The sequence below is a fragment of the Streptacidiphilus pinicola genome, assembly GCF_003258295.1.
Taxonomy (GTDB): Bacteria; Actinomycetota; Actinomycetes; order Streptomycetales; family Streptomycetaceae; genus Streptacidiphilus; species Streptacidiphilus pinicola.
Map to the genome: position 1 here is coordinate 39,199 of NZ_QKYN01000040.1, position 23,220 is coordinate 62,418.

General features: G+C 70.5%; 21 protein-coding genes. 3 read left to right on the top strand and 18 right to left on the bottom strand.

What is annotated here, in order from left to right:
• Positions 1-84 precede the first annotated feature (84 nt).
• Entirely contained in the window at positions 85-1,656 is a 1,572-nt protein-coding gene (gene murJ, locus DN069_RS11175) for a murein biosynthesis integral membrane protein MurJ (protein ID WP_165845466.1), read from the top strand.
• A gap of 46 nt (positions 1,657-1,702) precedes the next feature.
• Here the strand turns inward: murJ and DN069_RS11180 are convergent, their stop codons facing one another.
• The 5 genes from DN069_RS11180 to DN069_RS11200 all read right to left on the bottom strand — a co-directional run bounded on the left by DN069_RS11180 (position 1,703) and on the right by DN069_RS11200 (position 6,422).
• Positions 1,703-3,091, bottom strand: a complete 1,389-nt coding sequence (locus tag DN069_RS11180) for a glycosyltransferase (RefSeq protein WP_111500757.1) — start codon at positions 3,089-3,091, stop codon at positions 1,703-1,705.
• 4 nt (positions 3,092-3,095) lie between these two features.
• Positions 3,096-3,725: an exosortase/archaeosortase family protein gene (locus tag DN069_RS11185; RefSeq protein ID WP_341538464.1), complete on the bottom strand. Its 630-nt coding sequence runs from the start codon at positions 3,723-3,725 to the stop codon at positions 3,096-3,098.
• 102 nt (positions 3,726-3,827) lie between these two features.
• Positions 3,828-5,066, bottom strand: a complete 1,239-nt coding sequence (gene wecB / locus DN069_RS11190) for a non-hydrolyzing UDP-N-acetylglucosamine 2-epimerase (RefSeq protein ID WP_111500759.1) — start codon at positions 5,064-5,066, stop codon at positions 3,828-3,830.
• Positions 5,067-5,077: 11 nt separating this feature from the next.
• Positions 5,078-5,608: a hypothetical protein gene (locus tag DN069_RS11195; RefSeq protein WP_133259888.1), complete on the bottom strand. Its 531-nt coding sequence runs from the start codon at positions 5,606-5,608 to the stop codon at positions 5,078-5,080.
• A 238-nt stretch (positions 5,609-5,846) separates the two neighbouring features.
• The gene (locus tag DN069_RS11200) at positions 5,847-6,422 is read right to left on the bottom strand and encodes a sortase (protein ID WP_165845467.1); all 576 of its coding nucleotides are present in this window, start codon (positions 6,420-6,422) and stop codon (positions 5,847-5,849) included.
• A gap of 295 nt (positions 6,423-6,717) precedes the next feature.
• Between DN069_RS11200 and DN069_RS11205 the strand changes: the two genes are divergently transcribed.
• Positions 6,718-7,119 (top strand): hypothetical protein, encoded by a 402-nt coding sequence (locus DN069_RS11205; protein ID WP_111500762.1) that lies wholly within the window; start codon positions 6,718-6,720, stop codon positions 7,117-7,119.
• 23 nt (positions 7,120-7,142) lie between these two features.
• Here DN069_RS11205 and DN069_RS11210 read toward each other — a convergent pair whose 3' ends face one another.
• The 11 genes from DN069_RS11210 to DN069_RS11260 all read right to left on the bottom strand — a co-directional run bounded on the left by DN069_RS11210 (position 7,143) and on the right by DN069_RS11260 (position 19,346).
• A complete protein-coding gene (locus DN069_RS11210) occupies positions 7,143-7,928 on the bottom strand; it encodes a DeoR/GlpR family DNA-binding transcription regulator (protein ID WP_111500763.1) in 786 nt (261 codons plus the stop codon).
• Between the two features lie 109 nt (positions 7,929-8,037).
• The gene (locus DN069_RS11215; RefSeq protein ID WP_111500764.1) at positions 8,038-10,068 is read right to left on the bottom strand and encodes a ricin-type beta-trefoil lectin domain protein; all 2,031 of its coding nucleotides are present in this window, start codon (positions 10,066-10,068) and stop codon (positions 8,038-8,040) included.
• A gap of 40 nt (positions 10,069-10,108) precedes the next feature.
• Positions 10,109-10,975: a class II fructose-bisphosphate aldolase gene (locus tag DN069_RS11220; RefSeq protein WP_111500765.1), complete on the bottom strand. Its 867-nt coding sequence runs from the start codon at positions 10,973-10,975 to the stop codon at positions 10,109-10,111.
• Positions 10,966-11,913, bottom strand: a complete 948-nt coding sequence (locus DN069_RS11225) for a 1-phosphofructokinase family hexose kinase (RefSeq protein WP_111500766.1) — start codon at positions 11,911-11,913, stop codon at positions 10,966-10,968. Before DN069_RS11225 ends, DN069_RS11220 begins: the two co-directional genes overlap by 10 nt.
• The gene (locus DN069_RS11230) at positions 11,910-12,917 is read right to left on the bottom strand and encodes an ROK family protein (RefSeq protein ID WP_111500767.1); all 1,008 of its coding nucleotides are present in this window, start codon (positions 12,915-12,917) and stop codon (positions 11,910-11,912) included. Before DN069_RS11230 ends, DN069_RS11225 begins: the two co-directional genes overlap by 4 nt.
• On the bottom strand, positions 12,914-13,792 hold the full coding sequence (locus tag DN069_RS11235; protein ID WP_111500768.1) for an SIS domain-containing protein: 879 nt from the start codon (positions 13,790-13,792) through the stop codon (positions 12,914-12,916). The genes DN069_RS11230 and DN069_RS11235 overlap by 4 nt, the downstream gene beginning before the upstream one ends.
• Before the next feature lie 41 nt (positions 13,793-13,833).
• Complete coding sequence (locus DN069_RS11240; RefSeq protein WP_111500769.1) at positions 13,834-15,099, bottom strand: extracellular solute-binding protein; 1,266 nt, start codon at positions 15,097-15,099, stop codon at positions 13,834-13,836.
• A gap of 5 nt (positions 15,100-15,104) precedes the next feature.
• Complete coding sequence (locus DN069_RS11245) at positions 15,105-15,935, bottom strand: carbohydrate ABC transporter permease (RefSeq protein ID WP_111500770.1); 831 nt, start codon at positions 15,933-15,935, stop codon at positions 15,105-15,107.
• A 2-nt stretch (positions 15,936-15,937) separates the two neighbouring features.
• A complete protein-coding gene (locus tag DN069_RS11250; RefSeq protein WP_424556272.1) occupies positions 15,938-16,882 on the bottom strand; it encodes a carbohydrate ABC transporter permease in 945 nt (314 codons plus the stop codon).
• Between the two features lie 111 nt (positions 16,883-16,993).
• On the bottom strand, positions 16,994-18,271 hold the full coding sequence (locus DN069_RS11255) for an extracellular solute-binding protein (protein WP_111500771.1): 1,278 nt from the start codon (positions 18,269-18,271) through the stop codon (positions 16,994-16,996).
• Positions 18,272-18,707: 436 nt separating this feature from the next.
• On the bottom strand, positions 18,708-19,346 hold the full coding sequence (locus DN069_RS11260; RefSeq protein ID WP_133259889.1) for a TetR/AcrR family transcriptional regulator: 639 nt from the start codon (positions 19,344-19,346) through the stop codon (positions 18,708-18,710).
• Between the two features lie 118 nt (positions 19,347-19,464).
• Between DN069_RS11260 and DN069_RS11265 the strand changes: the two genes are divergently transcribed.
• Complete coding sequence (locus DN069_RS11265; RefSeq protein ID WP_111500773.1) at positions 19,465-20,796, top strand: family 1 glycosylhydrolase; 1,332 nt, start codon at positions 19,465-19,467, stop codon at positions 20,794-20,796.
• Between the two features lie 26 nt (positions 20,797-20,822).
• Here the strand turns inward: DN069_RS11265 and DN069_RS39365 are convergent, their stop codons facing one another.
• Entirely contained in the window at positions 20,823-21,041 is a 219-nt protein-coding gene (locus tag DN069_RS39365; RefSeq protein ID WP_133259890.1) for a hypothetical protein, read from the bottom strand.
• A 200-nt stretch (positions 21,042-21,241) separates the two neighbouring features.
• The gene (locus DN069_RS11275; protein WP_111500775.1) at positions 21,242-23,095 is read right to left on the bottom strand and encodes a glycosyl hydrolase family 28-related protein; all 1,854 of its coding nucleotides are present in this window, start codon (positions 23,093-23,095) and stop codon (positions 21,242-21,244) included.
• Positions 23,096-23,220: the final 125 nt, after the last annotated feature.

A 23,220-nucleotide genomic window follows, 5' to 3' on the forward strand; every position in this document is an offset into this window, starting at 1 on the left:
CCTCGTGGCCTTGCCCGCGCTTTCGGCGTCACGGCCGCCTTCAGCGCTGTCAGTTCCCTCCTCGGACTTGCCCGGGACCTGCTCTTGGCACGGCTCTTCGGCGCGGGAGCCGGCAGTGATGCCTTTCTGGTCGCATGGACGGTCCCGGAGACAGCGGCTCCCCTGCTCGTCGACGGCGCGCAGCCCCTCGCCCTGATCCCGGCCTTCAGCGCCGCCCTGGCCGTCGAACCAGTACGCGGCCCGCAGATCCCCCACCCCGCCCGGGGGCCGCGACCGCGCACTCTCGTCAGTTCTCGTGACCCGGTGTTCGCGCTGGTCAGGGCGACCCTTCCGCACCTCACCTTGTTGCTCATGGCGGCCACGGCCGCACTCGAACTGGGGGCACCCGCCCTGGTCGCCGCGATGGCGCCCGGTCTGACCGATCCCTCCTTGGCTGTCTCCTGCATTCGCCTGACCTCGATCGCCCTGCTCGGATTCGGTCTGGCGGGCTACTTCGCGGCCGGGCTGCGCGCACATCAGCGATTCACGGCCGCTGCCGCCCTCTACACCGTCTACAACATCGCGATCGTGGCCGTCACGATCGTGGCCCACGACATCTGGGGCATTCGCGCGGTCGCGGCCGGAGTCTCCGTCGGCAGCCTGCTGGTCATCGGCACGACCGGACTGGCGTTCCACCGGCACTGCTGCCCGCTGCTGCGCGGCCGCCGGTCGCGGCGGGCCCGGCTCGGCGCGACCGGTGCCGACCTGGGTGTCCGGACGCTGCTGCCCGTCATGGTGTTCTCCCTCGGCCGCCAGGGCCAGGTCTACATCGAGCGGTTCTTCGGTTCACGTCTTCCCGCCGGCACCATCTCGCATCTCAACTACGCCGAGAAGATCGCACAAACCCCCATGGCCGTCGCAGTGATGATCAGCAGCGTCACCGTGCCGGTTCTCACTCGTGCACTGGCCCAAGGCGACACCGCCCGCGCACGCGATCGCGTCGAGCAGGACCTCACCTTGGCGAGCGCGATGACGCTTCTGGCCATGGCATTCCTCATTGCCTGCGCACCGCAGGTGGTGACGCTCCTGTTCCAGCGCGGTTCCTTCTCCTCCGCCGACACCGCGGCGACCTCGACGGTCCTGCGCGTGTACAGCCTCGGTCTCCTCGGCCAAGTCCTGGTCGGCGCGGCGGCACGCCCCCACTTCGCCCTCCGGGCCTCCGGCGGCCGCGCCCGGTCCGCAGCGCGGCAGGGAGCCTGGACCCCGGCAAGAGCCGCAGGAATCGGGCTGGTCGTCACCCTTGGCGTCAGCGCCCTGACTGCGCCGAGGTTCGGTGCAGAGGGACTCGCCGCGGCCAACGTCGTCGGAGTCACTCTCACCGCCGTCCTTCTCCTCACCGGCCTACCGCCCCGCGGCCTGCCGATCCGCATCACCCGGATCGGCGCTCAGCTGGGCCGCCTGTGCGCCGCGACACTGTGCTCCGCGGCGGCCGCCTACGCCGCAGCTCGGGCCGCCGGCCCCGAACCCATGACCGCCCTCCTGCTCGGCGGCACGGCAGCCGTCGCCGGCTTCGCTGTCGCGAGCCTGCCGACGGGTCTGCGAGACTGCCTACGCCACCGAGAGCGCCACGACCGCGATGCTTGCGAGCCCCCGGCGCCCACGCCTTACCGGAGCTGACACGCAGCCGGTGTGACCGGTCCGTCACCTGCTTCCGGTCCTGACGCTACCGGCGTGGGGCGGCGCGGTGACGGCCCGTCGGGTGCGACGCGGGTCGGTCGGCCGCCTGGGCGGGGATCTCCGCGGCCTCGGGTTCGTCGAGGCGGACGGTCTTGGCCCAGCCGTCCTTGCGCAGCAGGATGCGGAACAGGGCGCGCCAGACACACACGAAGGCGATGTAGTTCATCAGCAGGAAGTTGTGTCCGAGCACGAAGGCCCGCCAACGCGCGATCCCCCTGGAGCGGCGCAGGCAGAGCCAGGTGCCCAGCAGGCACGGCAGGAACGACAGGGCGTACCAGACCAGGCCCCCGGCCAGACCGGAGACCCACCCGTCGACGAAGGAGAAGAGCTCGGGCGCGCGGGTGACGAAGCGGTACCAGCCGATGTGGAACAGGATGCTCCACGGCAGGTCCACGACCCACGGGATGAGCAGGTAGCCCGCGATCTCCAGCGCCCCGGCGTTGGAGAGGTGGGGCGAGCGCCAGGCCTCGCCGATCCTGCGGCCGGCCGTCATATGGCCCTGGTACCAGCGCACGCGCTGCTTCAGCAGTCGGCGCATGCTGTCGACGCCCTGTTGGTTCACCGAGGCGCTCGGCTCGGTCTCCAGGTGCCAGCCCTGGACGGCGAGCGTGATGGCGAGGTCCAGGTCCTCGGTCAGTGAGGGCGACCACGGTTCGGCGCCGACCCCGTTCAGCGCACTCAGGCGGCTGAACTGGCCGTTGCCGCCGAGACTCGCGGTCCGCAGGCGGGCGCGTCCGACCTGGGAGACGGCGGCCAGTGCCCAGAAGCAGTAGTCCTGGTACCAGAGCAGCATCGAGGTCCGGTTGCGGATACGAACCGGCAGTTGGAGTCCGCCGACCCGCGGGTCGTCGAAATGCGGGAGCACCCGCGCCAGCGCACCGTCCGAGAGGCGGCCGTCGGCGTCCATGACGCAGACGATCACCTGGGCGGGCTGCTGGCCACGTTCGGCCACCAGTCGCCGCACCAGGGCGAGTCCGGCGTTGAGCGCGGCGCCCTTGCCCTTGCGGGCGTCCGGCAACTCGCGGCGCAGCACCACGAGTTGGCCGTCATCCGCCGCACGGGCCAGCTCACCCGTGGCGTCGTCGGACCCGTCGTCGATCACGATCAAGGTGCTGCGGCGGTCTCCGGTGAGGCCTCGGACGGTCGGTTGGATCACCGCGGCCTCGTTGAGGCACGGCACCAGGTAGTACACCCAGTACGGGTCCTGGTCGGACCGGTCCAGGTGCGGGTGGCCGTACTGCGCGTCGCTCTGCGTCGGAAGGGCCAGTCCACGCCTGCGCCACTCCAGCAGGCCGAGGAACATCACCCCTCCCGAGTAGGCGGCGGCGAAGCAGATCACGACCAGGGCGACGGCGCTGAAGGCGGGCCAGGTCATCGATTCAGCGTCCCTTCGGAGCCCCGTCCGGCGGGTCCGCCGGTGGAGCAGGGGTCGACGGGTTGAGCGCGCGGCGTGTCGAGCGGAACGCTCCGCCGCCGCAGATGGCGAGGAAGGCGACGATGGCGGCGCTGACCCCGGCGAGGACCACCAGGGAGCCGACGGTCGCGTGGGCCCAGCCGTAGCCGGCGGCTCCCCAGGTGTGGGCGGCCCACCCGATCATGGTGATCCTGAACTGGTTGACGGCGAAGATGCCGCTCGTGGCGGCGAGCAGACCGAAAAGGATCCGGGCCAGTGGAAACCGGCCGGTCAGCGTCAGGACGCCGGCCAGGGCGAGCAGCGCGGCGATGGGCAGTGCGGCGGTGCACTCGGGCGTCACCGTCAGGCCGAAGACCCGCGGGGTGTACAGGCCCAGGAAGATCGTCTCCGTACCGGGCCGCACGCTGACGGTGCTGGACGTGCTGAATCCCACCAGGGGAGCCGCGGTTCCGGCCTCCAGGACCCGGAACCAGGAGTTCTCAAGGGCCAGGGCGAGGCCTGCGGCGAGCAGCACCAGGGACACCGGCGCCCGGAACCCCCGGGCGACGCGGGAGCGCCGTCCGGGGGTTCCGAAGACCGATGGGGCGGACACCATCTCAGTCGTTCCTGGGAGCCGTGCGCCGGCCACGCACCAGTAGCAGGACCAGCAGCAGCAGGCCGAGGACGAGCAGCGACACGGCCGCCATCTGAAGGGGCATCAGGCTGGCACCGGTGGCCGCGAGAGCTCCGCCGACTGCGGGAGGACGGTACATGCGGGTGACTCGCTTTCTGCGGGGAAGCGTGGGATGAGCGGGCTGGCGACCGGGACTGCCTCGACCGGCGGCGGGCCGGCCGCGACAGGGCGATCCGCGAGTGTCGTCGCGAAGGCCACGATCCGGTCGGACGCCCGGCCGTCGCCGTAGGGCGAGGGCAGTTGGGCAAGACGACGGTGCAGCCCGGGATCCTGGAGGAGACGCCGCGCCGTGGCGCCGAGCTGCGGTCCCGGTGGCAGCAAGGTGGCGAACCCCGCAGCCACGGCCTCGGGCCGCTCGGTGCTGTTGCGGACCACGATCAGCGGCTTCTTCAGCACCGTGCACTCCTCCTGGATCCCGCCGGAGTCCGACACCAGCAGGGCGGCGTGCTGCGCAAGGCCGAGGAACGCAGCGTGGTCCACAGGCGGGACCGGATGGAGCGCCCGGAGTTCCCGGACCAGTCCGAACCGCTCGCAGGCGCGCACGGTCCGGGGATGGGCCGGGAAGAGGACCGGGAGGGGAAGGCCGGCGAGTTCCCGGAGGATCCGCCGCAGGCGCCGTGGGTCGTCGGTGTTCTCCGGCCGGTGGATCGTCGCCAGGACGTAGGCGCCGGGCTTCTGTCCGTAGTGCCGCAGCAGGTTCAGCGACACCGCCGGAGCAGGCAGCGACCTGCTGACCGCCTCGACCACCGTGTTACCGGTCAGGTGGATCCGCTCCGGGGCTACGCCCTCGGACCGCAGGTTGTCGGCCGCCTGCTGCGTGGGTGCACAGTGGACGTCGGCGAGGACGCCGACCACCTGTCGGTTGATCTCCTCGGGCATGGCCCGGTCCCGGGACCTGAGCCCCGCCTCGACGTGCACCACGGGGATGCCCTGGTAGTGCGCGGCCTGGGCCCCCGCCGAGGTGGAGTTCGTGTCGCCCTGCACGACCACCGCCCCGGGCCGCTCCTGTTCGAAGCGGCGTGAGAGGTCGCAGATCATGGCTCCGACCTGGTACCCCCGGCTCGCCCCGCCGATCCCGGTGAGCCGGATGTCCGGGGTCGGCAGGCCGATGCCGCGGAAGATGCCCGCCGCCAGTTCCTCGTCGTAGTGCTGTCCGGTGTAGATGACCTGGCAGCGCCCGGCGAGACCCTGGATGACGCCCGCGAGCTTCACGATCTCGGGGCGGGTGCCGAGCACGACCGCGACGGATCTCGGACTGGTCATCGGCACGGCCCTCAGACCGCGGCGTTGCGGCGGCGCCAGAAGACGTACCCGAGGACCGCGGGTACAGCGATGGCCCCGGCAACCCCGGCGACCTCGGCGTTCACCAGCGGGACGCCGGAGTTGCAGGTCGCATTGACCTTGAACTCCTTGGACTTGCGGCCGGCTGAGTCGTCCTCGAAGGCCACGTACATGCCCTGGGGCAGCGCGATCGGTCCGGAGATGTCCTGGCCGTGCGGCGCAGTCGCGGTGAAGGTGGCCGTCCCGGCCGCCACCTGGTTGCCGGGCTGGCCGGCGGTGCCGGTGAACACCGACCAGCTGAGCGCCTGGTTGGCGTCGAAGTCGAATGCGTCGATGTAGAAGCAGCCGACGTTGGGATCGTTGCTGTCCGTGTCGACCGGGGTGGAGGTGTCGTGGATCTGGATGTGGCCGTTGTTGCCCGGAGGAGCGGCCCACGCCGTGACCGGGGCGGCCACGGAGAGCAGCACGGCGGCGGAGCCGGCCAGGGCGGCGTTTCTGACTCTGCGAGTGGTACTGCGTGTCACGCTCGGCGTCACAGGAGCTCCCGATTGAATCGTCGTCGAATCGGCGGGAGACCAACCTGGTCACGGGGCGCCGATGATTTCCTGACGAGCCGTCGCGCATTCCCCGGAACCGCACGAGACGGGGTGGGGAATTTCGGCGAGTCTCGCCATGGGACGACTAGTAGCGGAGGCGGCGCACCGAAGACGGCACCGACGCATCACTGGGGTCCGATGGGGTCCCGGAATTCACTCCGGCGGCTCACCCGTGCAAGGACTCCAGCCGGCCGAAGACCACATACCGGCCGGTGTGCCCGAAACGAGGTGTGCACGTCGTCAACGTGATCAGCCGCTGTGCGGGGTCCGCACCGCGGCCCTGGTCGGGAGCGAGAACCTGGACCGCGCTGGGAGAGACGTTCTGCGTCGCGGTGACCGTGTAGGTGAAGACCCCGCCGCGGGCCGTGACGGTGATCACGTCGCCGGGGTGCACCAGATCCGGCAGATCGGCGAAGGGCTCGAAGCCGGTGATCGACGAGCGGTGCCCGGCGATCGCGAAGTTGCCCACGCCACCGGGGCCCGCCGTACCTGGGTAGTGCGCGAGGCCCTTGCTCAACTCCGCGTCGTCGGTCCCTTCGTAGACGGGGTACGCCCAGGTGCGGCCCAGCGCCGGGATCCGGACGACCGCCACGACGTCCCCCGCCCGCGGGGGCGCCACCGTGTCCGCGCCGCGCGGACGCGCCAACGCTGACGCCAGCCGATCGGTACGCGCCGCCTGGTTCGCATCCGGTGTCGGCGCCGCCCCGACGCGCAGCCATGCCACGTACCCGCCCAGCGTCACGCCTGCGACGATCGAGAGCGCCGCCACCAGGAACAAGAACCTGCGCGTCAGCCTGGACCCACGCCCCATCCGTTCAGCCGCCCTTCCGCGGCCTCCTGTCGCGGTCGCGCCGCCAGGCTAGATCAGGGGCGAATCATCCTCGTCCGGACGTGCCGAGCACGCGCACTCCTGCGCTCACTTCTCGCCCGTTCGGTCCAGCTCGGGGGATCGCGCGTGACGGTTCAGCAGAGGTCGGGCGAGGGCTACGGTGTACTCTGCAGCCGCCCGCCCGTGGCCGGCGCGAGAGGATCCCGGCATGTTCGACAAGCTGCTGCACCACAAGCTCCTGCACGAGGGTCTTGAGGGCCAGGGAGTGATCACCAAGCAGAAGGTCGAGGGCATGAAGGGCGACCGGGCCTACTCCGGCTTCTACCTCGGTATCGAGGGGCACATGAAGTTCGAGGACGGTACCGAGGGCGCGTTCTCGTCCGCGTACCTCGACACCTCGAAGCTCGGTGACCTCGAGGTCGGGACGATCGTCCCGGTCCGCTACAGCGCCGACCACAAGCATGTGGTCCTGGACGTGCTCAAGCTGGAGGCCAAGCACGAGGCCTGGAAGCGGTCGGCGGCCGATTTCGCCGAGCAGCGCCGGCAGCAGGAGATCGCGGCTGCCGACGCCAAGTTGGCCCAGGCGAACAAGCACCGCCACCACGACTGAGGCCGGCCCAGGTCGATGACCTGTCAGACGCAGAGCACGTCGACGCCTCTGGAGGAGAGTTGTTCGACCATCTCTTCGGGCGCGTTCTTGTCGGTGACCAGGACTGAGATCTCGTCGATGGTGCACACCCGGGCGAAGGCGCGGCGGCCGAGTTTGGTGGAGTCGGCGACGATGATGACCTTGTCGGCGTGTTCGGCCATGGCACGGTTGGCGCCGGCTTCGCTCTCGTCGTGGGTGAGGGCGCCGAACCCGGGGTCGATGGCGTCGACGCCGAGGACCGCGTAGTCCAGCGAGAGCCCCGCCATGACCAGCATCGCGAGCGGGCCCGTGAGCTCGAAGGAGCTGGGGCGGGCGACGCCTCCGGTGACGACGGTCTTCACGTGGGGCCGGACCGCGAGTTCGCTCGCGATGTTGATCGCGTTGGTCACCACCGTCAGGGCGGTGCCGTCGGCGTGTTCGGCGAGGTCGGCTCGGGTGGCGAGCTCGCGGGCGACCTCGGAGGTGGTGGTGCCGCCGTTGAGGCCGACGATGGAGCCCGGCGGGATGAGGGCCGCGGCGGCCTTGGCGATGCGGTGCTTCTCGTCCGCCTGGCGGGCGGTCTTGTAGCGGATGGGCAGGTCGTAGGCGACGGCGGCGGCGACAGCGCCGCCGCGGGTGCGGATGAGCAGTTGCTGGGCGGCGAGCTCCTCCAGGTCGCGCCGCACAGTGGCCGGGGAGACGCCGAGTGCCTCGGCTGCCTCCTCCACGCCGATCCTGCCCTGGGCGCCGAGCAGCTCCAGCAGCTGCGACCAGCGCTCGTGTGCCGCCATGACCTACTCCTCCGCGTCGGTTCAGGCCCCCGAGGGTACCGTGCGCAGGCGCAGCTCAGCGGCCCGCGTCGCGTGCGGCGCGGGCCTGGGCGGAGCTGGTGGCGGAGGGTCAGGCGGCGGGCGGGGCGCTGAACGGGGCCGCCCATGTCTGGTTGGTCTGGATGGCGTTCGGTGCGGCGCCGCAGTTGTAGAGGTCGACCGGGGTGCCGGGGGTGGTGGTCGTGCCGTTGTAGACGTCGAGGCAGTTACCGGTGCCGGCGAGCTTGAGATTGCCGTCGCGGTTGTAGGTCCAGGTCTGGTAGCCGGGGGCGGAGCCGCAGGCGGCGATGCCGACCCACTGACCCGTCTGGCCGTTGACGGTTCCGGTGCTGGTGCCGCTCTGCGGGGTCAGGCAGAGGTTGGAGGTGCCGGTCTGGAGCAGCTGGACCGAGCCGTCGGTGTTCATCTGCCACTGCTGGTTGGAGTTGCCGGTGCAGTTGTACACGTCGACGGGGTTGTTGGTGCCGGTCCCGGACCGGTAGTTGTCCAGGCAGAGCGATTCCTTGCTCCAGTCGTTGCGGGAGACGGTGATCTGCCCGCGCGGGGTGAAGGTGGCGCCGCTGGGCGGGGTGATCTTGAGCATGGCGCTGTCGTGGGACCCGATGGAGAGCGCGACGGTTCCGGTCGAGGTGCTGGTGCTGTGGGCCCACAGGTCCCGGACGGTGTAGCTGCCGCCGGAGGCGCTGAAACCGAGGGCGTTCAGGTCGAGGGTGTAGTGGGCAGTGGCGGAGCCCTTGTTGAGAACGACGACGGCGCGGCTGCCGTCGGCCAGCGGCTTGACGACGACATCGATGCCGCTGCTCGCCGCCGGAGTGCCGTCGGCGTTGGTGGCGCCGCCGCTGACGCGGTAGGCACCGGCGCCGAGGGAGTCCTGGTCGACCGCGATGACCTCGCTGTCGCCGAGGATGGCGACGGAGTTCTGCAGGTGGGTGGCCATGGCGGGGTCGGTGGTGGCGAGGGAGGAGATGTAGGAGGGTTCGAACTTGCGGGCGTCGGTGGAGATGACCAGTGGTGCGCCGAGTGCGGAGAACAGCGACATCTGGCTGCGCTCCTCGGGGGTGGTCATCCCGTTGTCGCCGATGAGCAGCATGTCGGCGTCGTTCCAGTTGCCGGGCGAGGTGTAGCGGGCGAGTTCGAGGGTGTTGTCGAAGCTCTGGTAGGCGCCGAAGTTGTAGGAGGACTGGACACCGAGGGCCTGGTTCCAGGGGTCGGTGGCACCGTTGTCCTGGTCGTTGTAGATGTCGGGGCCGACGCGCCAGAGCTGGCCGAGCGGGCGGACCCAGTCCATGGCGGCGAACTTGGCGGAGCCGTTCGCGAGCCCGGCCGGGGCGGAGATGTTGAACATGACGTTCGGGGTGGCGGTGCCCGCGTTGTTGGCGTTGGTAACCGCGGTGCTCAGGTCGTTCGACATGCGGGTGTCGAGCGTCTGCACCGGCTCCTGGTCCCCGCAGTTGTCGTACTTGAGCTCGTCGACGCCCCAGGCGACGAAGGAATTGGCGTCGTTCTGCTCGTAACCCTCGCTGCCGTTGGGGAGGTTGGGTGAGGTGGGGGCCGCGGTGCTGCAGGTGTGCGTGCCGGAGGTCTCGTAGATGCCGAACTTGGCGCCGAGGCCGTGCAGGTAGCTGCCGTAGTTGGTGAGCTCGGAGTCGAATCCGGGCTGCGTCGAGGTGTTGCGGACGTCGGTGGCGCCACCCCAGTTGAGCGCGCCGTGCAGGTAGCCCGAGCTGTTGCGGTACATCCAGCAGTCGTCGACGGTGACGTTCTTGTAGCCGGCGGCGATCAGGCCGGCGTCGGACAGGCCCTTGGCGTTGTCCTCCATGTACTGCTGGAACGAGTAGTTGATCTGAGGTGATCCGTCCAGCGGGGCCTGAGGGGTGCACTGGGCGCGGGCCCAGTTGTTGAAGCCCATCGGCGGGACCGGGGCGATGGCGCCGCCGGGGTTCGCTGCGTCGGAGTAGTTGGCCGCCGACTGGCTGACCCCGTCGTCGGCGCTCGCGGGGGCGGCGGTGAGGGCGGAACCGCCGACGAGTACGGCGGCGCTCAGGAACAGGGGGACGGTGCGGTTGCGGGTGCGCTTGGTCACGGTGGTGCCTTTCTGCACTGGTTGATGATTGAAGATGAGCTAATTCTTCACATTCCAATCACTTTCGATCGGGATGGCTTTGAGAGGCGTTCAGGGCGTTCAGGATCCGCAGCAGCCGCGCCACTTCTTCCGCCGTAGCGGCACGGGCGGGGCCGAGGTAGCGGCGGGTGTCGACGAGGCGCATGTCGGCCGTGAGGGCGTCGCGCACCGCAGTGGTGAAGACGTGGTTGAGGTGGGTGGCGATGTTGACCTTGGTCATGCCGTGCTGGACAGCGGCGGTCAGGTCCTCGTCCGCGACGCCGGAGGAGCCGTGCAGGACCAGCGGCACCGGAACGGCGGCGCGTAGGGCGGCGATGAGGTCGAAGTCGAGTGACGCGTCGCGGGTGAGCATGGCGTGGGAGGTGCCGACGGCCACGGCGAGGGCGTCGACGCCCGTGGCGGCGACGAAAGCCGCGGCCTCGGCGGGGTCGGTTCGCGCGCCGGGGGCGTGCACGCCGTCCTTGCCGCCGACCTCGCCCAGTTCGGCCTCGACCCAACAGCCTGCGGCGTGGCAGCGGGCGACGACGTCCGCGGTGGCGGCGAGGTTGTCCTCGTAGTCCTTGGCGGAGGCGTCGAACATCACCGAGCCGAAGCCGAGGTCCACGGCTTCGCGCACGAGCTCGGTGGAGGTGGCGTGGTCGAGGTGGACCGAGACCGCGACCGTGGCGCGCTCGGCCTCGGCCAGGCTCGCCTTGGCGATCGGGGCGAGGGCCCCGTGGTAGCGGGCGGCATTCTCGCTGATCTGCAGGACGACGGGCGCGCCGGCCTGCTCGGCGCCGGCGATGATCGCCTGGGCGTGTTCGAGCTGGATGACGTTGAACGCACCGACGCCGTGTCCCGCCCGTGCGGCGGTGGCGACGATCGCGCCGGTTCCGGTCAGGGGCATGGGTTCTCTCCTTCTGCCATGTCGGTGAGGGCTTCGACGCGCACGCGGGTGAGCAGTCGGGCGTACATCTGCGGGTCGAAGCTTCCGGCGAGGGGCGCCGCGACGGCGGCGGCGGACAGGGCGACGGCTTCGGTGAGCCGGGTGGGCCAGGGCTCCCGGTTGACGAGGCCGAGGGTCAGCGCGGCGACGGCCGCGTCACCCGCTCCCGTCGGATTGCCGCGCACGGGCGCGGGCGGCCGGGCCCGCCAGGCGCCGCGGTCGGTCAGGGCGAGCAGGCCGTCAGGGCCGAGCGAAGCGACGACGGCGCGGGCTCCGGCGGTCCGCAGCCGCGCGGCCGCGGTGATCGGATCGCTCTCGCCGGTACTGGAGGCGAGTTCGTCCACGTTGGGTTTGACGAGGTCGGGATGCTCGGGCAGGGCGGCGAGCAGCGGCTCGCCCTCGGTGTCCAGGACGGCGGGGACGCCGTGCGCGCGGGCCAGTCGGATCAGCTGGGAGTAGGAGTCGGCGGGGAGGCCGCGCGGCAGGCTGCCGGAGAGCACCACGGCGGACACGCCGGCCAGCAGTCCGTCGAAGCGTGTCAGAAAGCAGGCCCACTCGGTCGCCGTGACGACCGGGCCGGGTTCGAGCAGGATCGTGGTGGCACCCGCCTGCTCGTCGACGATCGCGACGGTGCGGCGGGTCTCCCCGGTGATCGGCACGAGTTCGTCGGCGATGCCGGCCTCGGCGAGGTCGAGGCGCAGGGCCTGGCCACTGCGTCCGCCCACGAGTCCGGTGGTGACGGTGGGATGCCCGAGGCCGTGGAGTACCCGGGCGACGTTGACGCCCTTGCCGCCCGCGCGCTCGGCGACGGCGGTGACGCGGTTGCTGGCACCGGGGCGCAGCCGGTCCAGGCGGTGCGTCAGATCCAGGGCGGCGTTGAGAGTGACGGTCAGGATCACCGTTCCTCCCCGCGCGGCCGTAGGCCCTGGCCGGGGACCGCGTAGAGCTGGGGCGCGGCACCAGGCCGGCGCGCCCCCCGGCGCGCCTGCCACAGGTCGAGCGCCAGCAGGCCCGCGCCGAGGCTTCCGGCCCGGTGGCCGAGGGCGGCCGGGACGACTTCGGGGAGCGTCTGGAAGGTGAGCCGGGCGGCCAAGGCCGTGCGGAGCGGGCCGAACAGGGAACGGCCTGCCCGGGCGAGTCCACCGCCGAGGACCACGCGCCGCGGGTCGAGCAGGGTGACGGTGGCGGCGAGGCCGTCGGCGAGCGCGTCGACGGCGTCGTGCCAGACCCCCATCGCGGCCTGGTCGTCCGCCTCCGCACGCCGGGCCACCTCCTCGGCCGTCACCCGCTCACCGGTGGCCCGGTGGTAGCGGCGGGCGACGGCGGAGGCGGACGCGAGGGTCTCCAGGCAGCCGAGGTTGCCGCAGCCGCAGGGCTCCCCGTCGGAGCGCACCACCAGGTGGCCCAGCTCTCCCGCGCCCCCGTGACCGCCGAGCAGGGTCCTGCCGTCCAACACGATGGCCGCGGCGATCCCGGTGCCGACCGGGACGAAGAGGAAGGAGCGGCAGCCCCGGCCTGCGCCCAGCCGGGCCTCGGCGAGACCGCCGGCGCGGACGTCGTGGCCGAGCGCGACGGGGATGGCGAGTTCCTCCTCCACCCAGCGCTGGATCGGTACCTCGCGCCAGCCGAGGTTCGCGGCGAAGGTGCAGATCCCGGCGCCTTCGTCGACGACGCCGGGGACGGCGACGCCTGCGGCGACCGGCCGGTGACGCTCGGTCAGGGTCGCGGCGAGGGCGAGGATGTTCTCGACCACCGCGTCGGGGCCGCGTTCGGCACCGGTCGCGGCGTCGGCGGTGTCCACCACGGTGCCGTCGGTCGCCATGACGGCGGCCTTGATGTGGGTGCCGCCCACGTCCAGGGCGAGCACGACCTGGTCGGCGGATCCGTCCCCGGGCGTGGTCATGACCCGGCCAGGACGATCGAGCGGGTCAGATTGCGGGGCCGGTCCGGGTCCAGGCCCCGGGCCTCGGCCAGGGCGACCGCGAGCCGCTGGGCGCGCACCAGGTCCGCGAGCGGGTCCAGGTCCGAGGTCACGACCGTCGCACCGGTGGTGACGACCTGGTCGAGCAGTCCGGCCGGGGGCTCGCCGAAGAACCAGACGACTCCGCCGCGTCCGGAGATGCTGATCGGTCCGTGGCGGTACTCCATCGCGGGGTAGGACTCGGTCCAGGCTCCGGCGGCCTCGCGGAGCTTGAGGGCGGCCTCGTTGGCCGGGCCGACGGTCCAGTCGGTGCCGAGGAAGGTGAACTGGCCTGCGGCGAGCACCTCCTGAGGGAGGTCCTGGACCAGGGCCCGCTCGGCCTGTTCGGGCAGGCCGGCCGGGGTCAGGCCGAGCCCGCTGCGCAGCAGCACCAGAGTGGTGGTGGCGAAGCGGGTCTGCACGACCGACTTCTCGTCGGCGAAGGACAGGTCGACCACGGTGTCGGCGGCAGCGGCCACGGGTGTCTCCGGGTCGCCGGTGAGGGCGGTGGTGGGGATGCCCGCTGCGCGGGCGCGGGCCAGCGCGTCGAGGACCTCGGTGGTGGTGCCGGAGCGGGTGATCGCGACGAGCCGGTCGTAGCGGCGCGTGGAGCGGTACCCGGACGCGGCGAAGGGATCGGTCTCGCCCAGCCCGGCGCTCTCGCGCAACGCCGCGTAGGCCTGGGCGATGTAGAGGGACGTACCGCAGCCGACCACGGCCACCCGTTCGCCTGCCTGCGGCAGCCCGGCCGGGGCCAGTTGCATGGCGCGGCGCCAGCATGCGGGCTGGCTGGCGATCTCCTCGGCGACGTGGGTCATGGTCAGGGTCCTTTCGGTGGATGTGCTGAGTTGCGGGGTGGTCACTCGCCGGCCTGGTCCACGGCGTTCTGGACGCTGTCCAGGCCCCGCTGCGGGTCCCTGATGATCTGGCCCATGCGGGACCTGAGCATCCGGTCGGCGGCGCTCCAAGCCGGGAGGTCGGCGGGCACGAACTGGGCGTTCGGCAGGGCGTCGAGAAAGGGCACGAGAGCGGGCTCGTCGTCGTGCACCTGGTCCCAGGCGTTCTGGGTGACAGGCAGCAGGCCGTATTCCTCGTCGAACTTCACCTGCCACTGCCGCTGGTAGACGAAGTCGAGGAAGGCTCCGATCTGCCGGTCGTGGCCGCCGGGGTTGAAGGCGGAGATCCAGTCGGCGACCCCGAGAGTCTGCGGCGTCTGCCCTGCTTGCGCGGTCGGCAGCGGCGCCCAGGTGACGTCCAGGTGGTGGTTGGTGATGTCGGCGAGCTGGATGGGCATCCCGTTGAGCATGCCGACCTTGCCCGCCGCGAACTGTGCGTACAGGGCGGTGCGGTCCACCGATGCGGGGTTCTGCTCGGTGAGCCCCTGGTCCGTCCATGTGCTCAGCTGGGTCAGGGTGGCGACGTTCGCAGGTGAGTCGATGGTCCATCTGCCAGTGGCATTGGCGTATCCGCCACCGTTGTTGATCGCCCACATGAACGCCTCGTCCTGTGCCTCCTCAGGCCCCAGGGGCAGGCCGAGTGGGACCGCAACACCGGCGGCCTTCATCCGCCGTGCCGCCTGTTCGACGTCCGCCCAGCTCTTGGGGGCAACGGCCTTCCCGTCCTTGGTCGGCAGGCCTGCCTGCCGCCACAGCGCGTTGTTGATGAGGAACGCGCGGGTCGACGCGACGAACGGGATGCCGTACTCGACGATGCCCTGCTCGCCCGCCATGGTCAGTCCCGGGAGCAACTCCGCCGCGGTGACGCCACCGGTGACCTGGTCGGCCGGATACAGGAGCTTCTGCTGGGCCCAGGAGCCGAAGCCGGGGCCCTCGACGATGTCCGGGCACTGCCCGGCCTGGATCATCGCGGCGAGCTTGGCGTCGATGTCGGTCCAACTGAAGGTCTGGACTTTGACGTTGATGTTCGGGTGCACCTGCTCGAAGGCGGCGATCAGGCTGTTCCAGTAGGCGCGGCTCGGGTTGTGGCCGTCCGAGCCGTAGTCGGCCGCGACGAGGGTGATCGTGGCGCCGGGAATGCCGTCCTGTCCGCCGATCAGGCCGCAGCCGGTCAGCACGAGCAGGCCGGCCAGGGCCGGTGCCGCCGCATCCAGGAGACGTCTTCTCATGGCCCCTACTTCACCGAGCCGGCGGTGAGGCCGGAGACGACATGGCGTTCGATGCTTGCGAAGAGGACGACGACGGGGATGATCGCGACGAGAGAGGCCGCGAACATGTAGTTCCACTGCGGGTGGTAGGCGCCGATCATGGAGTCGATGCCGACCGTGAGCGGTTGCCTGGACGGGGTGTTGATCAGGATCAGGCCCATGACGAACTCGTTCCAGGCCGTGATGAACGTGAAGATCACGCAGGTGACCACGCCGGGCAGGGCCAGCGGCAGGGTCACCTTGAGCAGGGCCCCGACCCGGCTGGTGCCGTCGATCATCGCGGCCTCCTCCAACTCCGCCGGAATGGAGGAGATGTAGGCGGACAGGATCCACACGGCGAAGGCCAGGTTGAAGGCGGCGTTCGCGACGATCAGGGTGAGATCGGAGTCCATCATCCCGAGCGAGGTGAACTCCCGTGCCAGACCCACCTGCAGGGCCGTGGGCTGGAACATCTGGGTGACCAGCACCAGCAGCAGGAACACCTTGCGGCCCCGGAACCGGATCCGGGCGGTGTAGTACGCGGCCGGCAGGGCGACGAGCAGGGTGAGCAGCGTCGCACCGACGGCGACGAGCAGGGAGACCTGCAGGTTCTGGCCGATGGTGGTCTGCGACCATACGTCCAGGAAGTTGTTCCAGGCGAAGTGGTGTGGCAGGTAGGAGTTGTCGCGCAGCTCGTTCGCCGGGCGCACGGCCGTGAGGACCATCTCCAGGTAGGGCGCGAGGAAGAACGCCGCCAGCAGCCAGGCCAGCGCGGTGATGAGGGACTTCTTGACGACGGGCAGTCTGAGCAAGGTCATGGTCAGCTCTCCTCGTTCCAGCGGCTGACCCTGAGGAAGAGCAGCACCATGACGATCACGACGGCGAAGTTGACGACCGACATCGCCGCGGACTCCCCCACGTCGGTCTGGCCGAGGATGTACATGAACACCGTGGAGGTCGAGGTGTCGGTGTTCGGGCCGCCCTGGGTCATGCCCCAGATGACGGGGAAGGAGTTGAACACGTTGATCAGGTTGATCACGAGGGCGACCAGGAACGACGGCCGCAGCAGTGGCAGCGTGATCCTGAAGTAGGTCTGCCAGGTGCTCGCCCCGTCCACCCGCGCCGCCTCGTACACCTCCGCGGGCACGGACTGCAGGCCGGCGAGCAGCGTGTAGGTGGTGAACGGCAGCGACACGAAAACCGCCACGAAGACCAGCCACGGCTTGGCGTGTGCGGCGTCACCCGTCCAGTTCTGCGCCGACGGGATGAGCCCGAGATCGAGCATCAGCCGGTTGAGCATGCCGGCGACCTCGTCCAGCATCCAGCGGAACCCGATCGAGGTGACGATCACCGACGCGGCCCACGGGATGATCAGAGCCCAGCGGGTGACCCTGCGTCCGGGGAAGTTCTGGTTGTAGAGCTGGGCCAGGGCCAGCGAGATCACCATGGTGAAGCCGACCACCAGGACGGTCCACAGCACCGTCCACAGCATCACCGAGCCGAGCCGCGGGTCGTCGAAGAGCTTCGTGTAGCGGCCGACGCCGTTGAAGCCGAAGTCGATGCCGAGACCGTTGATCCGGTGGGTGGAGGTGATCACCATTTCGGCCACCGGCCAGACCACGACCAGCAGGATCAGCACGATGCTCGGGCCGATCCAGGGCAGGGGCCCGAGCCGGGCCAGGCTGTTACGTCCACCGGCCGCGGTGGGTCTCGGGGCGCTGGCGGCCTTGGCGCCGCGCCGTGGTGGCAGGGGTGGCGTCGGCACGGGTTCTGCGGAAGTCGTCTGTTGGGACACGAGCACGTTCTCCTGCTGGTCGGGCGACGGACGGCCGGGCGCGGCGGGACGGATGGACAGGGCCCGTCCCGCCGCGTCCTGCTACTGGCCGGCCTGGGTGGCGGCGGTCTGCAGGGTGGTCAGCACGCCCTGCGGGTCCTTGAGCGCGCCACCGATCTGCACCTTCACCTGGGCGTTGACGGTGTCCCAGGCCGGGTTGGAGACCGGCACGAACCGGGCGGCGGGCAGCGCCTTGAGGAACGGCACCAGCGCCGGGACGTCCTTGCTGACCTGGGTGACGGCGTCCTGCGTGACGGGGAGCAGGTCGTACTCCTCGTCGAACTTCACCTGCCACTGCTTCTGGAACGCGAAGTCCAGGAACGCCTTGACCTGGGAGGCGTGGCCACCCGCCTTGAAGCCGTAGATCCAGTCGCCGACGCCGAGGGTCTGCGGGGTCTGCCCTGTCTGTGCGGTCGGCAGCGGGGCCCAGGTGACGTCCAGGTTGCTCTTCTGGACGTCCTGCAACTGGATCGGCATCCCGTTGAGCATGCCGACCTTGCCGGACGCGAAGTCCGCGTACAGGTCGGTGCGCTTGACCGACCCCGGGTCCTTCTCGGTCAGGCCCTCGTTCACCCACGTGCCGAGCTGCTTGAAGGTGGCGATGTTCGCGGGCGAGTTGATGGCCCACTTGCCGCTCGCGTCGACGTAGCCGCCGCCGTTGTTCATCTCCCACATGAAGGACTCGGCCTGCGCCTCCTCGGAGCCCAGCGGCAGCCCGAGCGGCACCTCCACGCCGGCTGCCTTGAGCGCCTTGGCGTCGGACTCGACATCCGCCCAAGTCTTGGGCGCCACAGCCTGGTTGCCGTTCATCGGCAGCTTGGCCTTCTGCCACAGCGCGTTGTTGATCAGGAACGCGCGGGAGGAGGAGACGAACGGGATGCCGTAGGCGGCTCCGCCCTGGTCGCCGGCCTTCGCCAGCGAGGGGATCAGGTTCGCCTGCACGGCGGGGTCGAGCACCTGGTCGGCGGTGTAGAGCAGGCCGCTCTGCGCGAAGCTCGCGTAACCCGGACCCTCCACGACGTCCGGGTACTGCTTGTTCTGCACCATGGTCGACAGCTTGGTGCTGATGTCGTTCCAGTTGATGACCTGGACATCGACCTTGATCTTCGGGTTGGCCTGCTCGAACGCGCCGATGACGCCGTCCCAGTAGGCCTGGCTCGGGTTCTGGCCGTTGGACCCGTAGTCCGCCGCCACGAGCTTGATGGTCGTGACCCCGTCGCCGGAAGCACTCCCGCCGCCGCTGCTGTCACTGCCACAGGCCGTCAGCGCGAGGGCGGCGCCGGCCGCCAGCACGGACGCATTCAGAAGACGCCGATTCATTGCCTACTCCTTCGGCCGGGGCCGACGCTCGGTCCAGCCCGGATGCTCTAAACGGTTTGAGGGTTACCGCCGAGGCGTTCGTGACCGCGGGTGAGGCGACTGGACGACCACTGGTGAAGCCCGCTCTGCGCGGGCGCCTCGGTGCTTGGCGTGGCACCGATGCTAGGTCGCTGCATGCGCGATGCCTAGAGACTCATGCTTGATTTTGCATAACTTCTTCGTTATCTAGTCATCTTCGCGCAAGATCATCGGAGCTTCGAGCATCATCGCGCATGCCAAGGGCGGGAGGCGGGTGCCTCCGGAGGCGTCTTCGACCGTGCCAAGCTCGCGAGCCGCCCTGCAATAAGGGCGCAGAAAAGTAGGGATACGCAGGAATCGCGACCCGCCTCGGTCACTTCCGCCCGCAGCGGCGTGCACAACTGCCGGGCGGCGGGCGTCAGGCCGGGCGATCACCCTGCGCCACGTCGCCCCGTTCCGCCTTCCGGTCCAGCGCATCGAGGAGAACGTCGCGCAGTCGGCCGATGTCGGCCGCGATGTCGGTGGCCGCGGGGTCGAGCAGCCACTGCACCTGGAGGCCGTCCGTGGCGGCGATCAGCATGCGGGCCGCCCACTCGGCATCGATCCCTCCGGCCGGAGCCGGGCGCTCGGCCACGGGAGGCCGGTCCTCGATCGCACGGCGGAAGCGCTCGCGCAGCCCTTGGTAGCGGTCGACGAAGAAGTCGTGGGCGGGGTGGTCGGCTTCGGCGCCCGCGGCGGCCAGGTCGACGAAGAGCTTCACCAGTCCGGGGGTCTCGGCGTTGGCGGCCAACATGTCAGTGCGCCAGAGTGCGGCCTCCTCGCCGTAGGCCTCGGCAGCGGCCGCGTCGCGATCCTCCAGCACCGCCGTGAGCAGTGCCTCCCGGGTGCCGAAGTGGTGCACGACCCCGGTGTGGCTCAGGCCTGCCCGGTCGGCGATGTCCTTGATCGACACTCCGCGGCTCCCGGCCTCGGCATAGGCGGCGAGGGCCGCGTCGAGGATCACCCTCCGCCTCTCGGCGGTCTTGGCGTAAGGGCCACGGGGCCGACCGGTGCTCACCCTCAGCACTCTAGCCCGGGGGGCCAGGAATCGGAAACAGACAGTCTCACTGTTTTCGAGTTACTCTGGGCGAAAGGCGGCGCCACCCCCGAGCCGCCCCGACCCGGAAAGGGCCGCGATGTTCTCCTCCGCCCCCGGTCTGCCACTCCCCCACGACTTCCTGTTCGGCGCCTCCAGCTCGGCGCACGCCACCGAAGGCGGCAACACCAACAGCGACTGGTGGCACCGCGAACACCACGCCGCCACGACCGGGGCAGGGCCGGCCGAGCCCAGCGGGGACGCGGCGGACAGCTACCACCGCTGGCGCGTCGACATAGGCCTGCTCGCCGACCTCGGATTCACCGACTACCGCTTCGGTGTCGAGTGGGCCCGGATCGAGCCCGCCCCGGGTCACTTCTCCAGGGCGGCACTCGACCACTACCGCCGGATGGTCGACGGCGCCAACGAGGAGGGGGTGCGCCCGATGGTGGTGCTCAACCACCTCACCGTCCCGCGCTGGTTCGCCGAGCGAGGCGGCTGGACCGCCCCGGACGCCGCCGACCGCTTCGCTCGCTACGCCGGGGCCGCCGCCTGCGTCGTCCGCTCCGACGTCCGGCATGTGTGCACCATCAGCGAGCCGAACGTGACCGCCGTCCTCGGCACTCTGGCCCGACCCGGCCCCGGCCTCGCCTACGGCGGCGGCCTGCCGCTGCCGGACCCGCGGGTCACCGACACACTCGTCCAGGCACACCGCAGGGCCACACAGGCGATCAAGTACGTCGCACCCCACGTCCAGATCGGCTGGTCGGTGGCCAACCAGGTCTGCCAGGCCGCGCCCGGCGCCGAGGGCGTCGCCGACGCCTACCGCCGCGCCCGCGAGGACGTCTTCCTCGAAGCCGCGCGCGGCGACGACTGGACCGGCGTCCAGGCGCACACCCGCGCCCAGATCGGTCCCCACGGCCCACTGCCCCTGCCGGTGTCCGCCGAACGCACGCTCACCGGCTGGGAGTTCTACCCGCAGGCCCTCGGGGAGGCGCTGCGCCACACCGCGCAGGTGGTCGGTGACGTCCCGCTGATCGTCACCGAGCACGGCATCGCCACCGACGACGACAGCCGCCGCACCGCCTACACCGCGGCCGGCCTCGACGACCTCGCCCGAGCCCTGGCCGACGGCCTCGATGTCCGCGGTTACCTGCACCGCAGTGCGCTGGACGGCTACGAGTGGGGGTCCTACCGGCCCACGTTCGGGCTGATCGCCGTCGACCGCGCCACCCACCTGCGCGTCCCCAAACCGTCGGCGCACTGGCTCGGCCGCATCGCCGGCAGCCGCACCCTCCCCTACGCGCCACCGCGACATCGGGACCGTCCTGGACCGTCCACCACCGTCGTCATCTCCCCACGCGCGGACAGTTCACGCCCCCACAGGGAGCCCGCAGCGCCCGGCTGTTCGCCCACGCCGCCGGTAGGCTGACCCACCTCGCCTGGGGCCGGCTCGTCTCAGCCCTGGAACACCTGCAGTTCGGAGAGTTGTCCGGCGGGCCAGCCGGCGTTGGCGGTGAAGGTGGCACTCGCCGTGTTGCCGGTCACGGGGTTGAAGGTGTAGCCCCGCGAGGGCACGAGGGTCGTGTAGTTGACACCGTCTTGCTCTGTGTGAACGGACCGCCGGTCGTGATCGAGGCGATCGAGGCCGGGGCGGTGCCGGTTGGTGATGGTCACCGTCTGCGCTGCGCTGGTCTGGACGGAGGTGACGTTGCCGAACGCCAGCGCGGACGGCGATGCCTTACGTACGCCGGGCTGTGCCGGGGCCGGGAAGGTCGTCAGAGCGGGTGTGGTGCCCCAACCGGTGTCACCGCTGCCGCGATCGAACGCGTACGGGTGCGGCCGCGTGACCCGCGGCCGCACCGCTGCCGGGCGAGCTAGTGGGTCGTGCTCGGGTACGGCGGGTAGACCGGCGCCGGCCAGGGGCCGCACTGCGTGGGGGTGATCCCGGAGTTGCCGCCCTCATCGGTGACGATGAAGTGCCCGATGTCGCAGCTGTAGCTGGGGGCCTTGCCCTGGTTGGCCTGGGCGACTCCGGTGGCGGTGACGTTCTTGACGGTCACTGAGGCGCCGGTCTGGTCCTGGAGAGCGAAGGTACCGGTGCCGCTGATGGTCACGGTGTCGAGGTTGACTCCGTTGACGGTGCCTTGGATCCATTGGATCGCTTCGTAGGGGCTCTGCTCGATCAGGGCGTTGCTGACGTCGAGCGGCCCGGCGATGGTGGCCTGCTGGGCGTCGAACCACAGGGCGCCGACGCCGAACTTCCAGTTCGGGTCGAGGTCGCCGTCCCGCAGCAGCGTGTTGTTCGAGATCGTGTAGAGGCCCACCGGGGTCGACTTGAACCGCTGGCCGATGTGGATGCCGCCGCCCTGGGTGATGCCGGTGTCCTCGACGAGGTTCCCGGTGATCGTGTTGTGGTCGCCGCCGTAGCCGGCGATGCCGTTCGCCAACTGCTGCACTTGCACGGTGTTGTTCGAGATCGTGTCCTGGGAGTCCGCGCCGATACCGGCGTCCGCCCACAGGGCGAGTCCGTCGTCGCCGGTGTTGCGGATGTTGCTGTTGGTGATCGTCGAGCCGGTGACGCCGCCGTGGAGGTTGATGCCGTCGGCGGTGGTGTCGCGGATCCGCATACCGCTGAACGTCAGGTTCGTCATGGGGCCGTCCATCCAGGCGCCGACCTTCATGTGCTCGACCCAGATGTTGCTCACGGTCGAGTTGCTCATCGCGCCGCCGATGCCGTTGACCTGGCAACTGTCGCACCGCTGTTGGACGTTGCCGGAGATCGCGAAGTTCGACAGGTGAACCTTGGTGCTCGGGTTCGGTGCCGCGTTGCCGTAGAGTCCCGGCGCCGTGCCCTTGATCGTCGAGTACCACATGCCGGCGCCCTCGACGGTGACGTCGTTCACGCTGAGGTGGCCCGGGATGTCGTACGTCCCGGGCGGGATCCACACGGTGCCGCCCGGACCCGCCGCGGCGATCGCGGCGTTGAACGCGCCGGTGGCGTCGGCGGCGCCGGTCGGGTCGGCGCCCTTGCTGGTCACACTGACCGAGCCGGCCGGTTGGGCGAGCGGCGCGGCCACGTTCTCGAAGTCGGCCAGGTCGATCGTGTACGAGGAAGCGGTGTCCTCCGAGTCGACCTGCAGCTTGAAGGTCGTGCCCGCCGGATAGGTCGTGGGCAGCAGCCGGTGGACCTCGTCGTAGAAGTGGTGCGGGTTGCCGCTGCTCGGGGTGTTGGTGAACGGGTAGATGCCGTAGTACCAGCTGTACGCGTTGGTGAGCGTGAAGTCGGCCTGCTTGGCCCCGTTGACGTAGAGCGACAGCGGCGCGGTGTAGACGGCGCCGGTCGACGAGTCCGGGATGCTGTAGCGGAAGTCCATCGAGTTCGTGGCCACCGGCGTGGTGAACGTGACGTACTTGCCGGTGCCCTGCAACGTCACCGCCTTGCGGCCGGAGGCCTCGTCGGCCGGCTGACCCTGCGTGAAACTCGGACCGATGACGGTTCCGTTGGTGGGCTCGTGCTCCGCCTCGACCTCGGCGTAGGGCAGGCTCGCGCCGGTGCCGCCCGTGGCGGACGCGGCAGAGACGACCCTGGGCGTCACCGCGTGTGCCGCCGTCGCACCGAGCAACGCCGGCAGACCGGCTGAAGCGGAGACGAAGGCGACAACCAGGGCAGCGAAACGCCGGGGACGATGGAGCGAGGTGGCTGGGAAGGGGGACCGCGGGGCGGTCATGCATCCTCCTCGGGCTCGGGTGGGTGGTCCGGTATCGGACGGTCGCAGGGCACATAGTTGCCCAGGCCACAGAGCAGAGCAAGATGCGGAACTGTCAATGAAAAATTTGAGCACAGTACCGAAAG

Excerpts from the sequence above, each read along its gene's own strand:
- DN069_RS11210 (WP_111500763.1), bottom strand. The coding sequence starts at position 7,928 with ATGGCGGCACACGAGCGCTGGTCGCAGCTGCTGGAGCTGCTCGGCGCC.
- DN069_RS11185 (WP_341538464.1), bottom strand. The coding sequence starts at position 3,725 with ATGGTGTCCGCCCCATCGGTCTTCGGAACCCCCGGACGGCGCTCCCGC.
- DN069_RS11240 (WP_111500769.1), bottom strand. The coding sequence starts at position 15,099 with ATGAGAAGACGTCTCCTGGATGCGGCGGCACCGGCCCTGGCCGGCCTG.
- DN069_RS11265 (WP_111500773.1), top strand. The coding sequence starts at position 19,465 with ATGTTCTCCTCCGCCCCCGGTCTGCCACTCCCCCACGACTTCCTGTTC.
- DN069_RS11245 (WP_111500770.1), bottom strand. The coding sequence starts at position 15,935 with ATGACCTTGCTCAGACTGCCCGTCGTCAAGAAGTCCCTCATCACCGCG.
- DN069_RS11255 (WP_111500771.1), bottom strand. The coding sequence starts at position 18,271 with ATGAATCGGCGTCTTCTGAATGCGTCCGTGCTGGCGGCCGGCGCCGCC.
- DN069_RS11235 (WP_111500768.1), bottom strand. The coding sequence starts at position 13,792 with ATGACCCACGTCGCCGAGGAGATCGCCAGCCAGCCCGCATGCTGGCGC.
- DN069_RS11230 (WP_111500767.1), bottom strand. The coding sequence starts at position 12,917 with ATGACCACGCCCGGGGACGGATCCGCCGACCAGGTCGTGCTCGCCCTG.
- DN069_RS11275 (WP_111500775.1), bottom strand. The coding sequence starts at position 23,095 with ATGACCGCCCCGCGGTCCCCCTTCCCAGCCACCTCGCTCCATCGTCCC.
- DN069_RS11220 (WP_111500765.1), bottom strand. The coding sequence starts at position 10,975 with ATGCCCCTGACCGGAACCGGCGCGATCGTCGCCACCGCCGCACGGGCG.
- DN069_RS11205 (WP_111500762.1), top strand. The coding sequence starts at position 6,718 with ATGTTCGACAAGCTGCTGCACCACAAGCTCCTGCACGAGGGTCTTGAG.
- wecB (WP_111500759.1), bottom strand. The coding sequence starts at position 5,066 with ATGACCAGTCCGAGATCCGTCGCGGTCGTGCTCGGCACCCGCCCCGAG.
- DN069_RS11180 (WP_111500757.1), bottom strand. The coding sequence starts at position 3,091 with ATGACCTGGCCCGCCTTCAGCGCCGTCGCCCTGGTCGTGATCTGCTTC.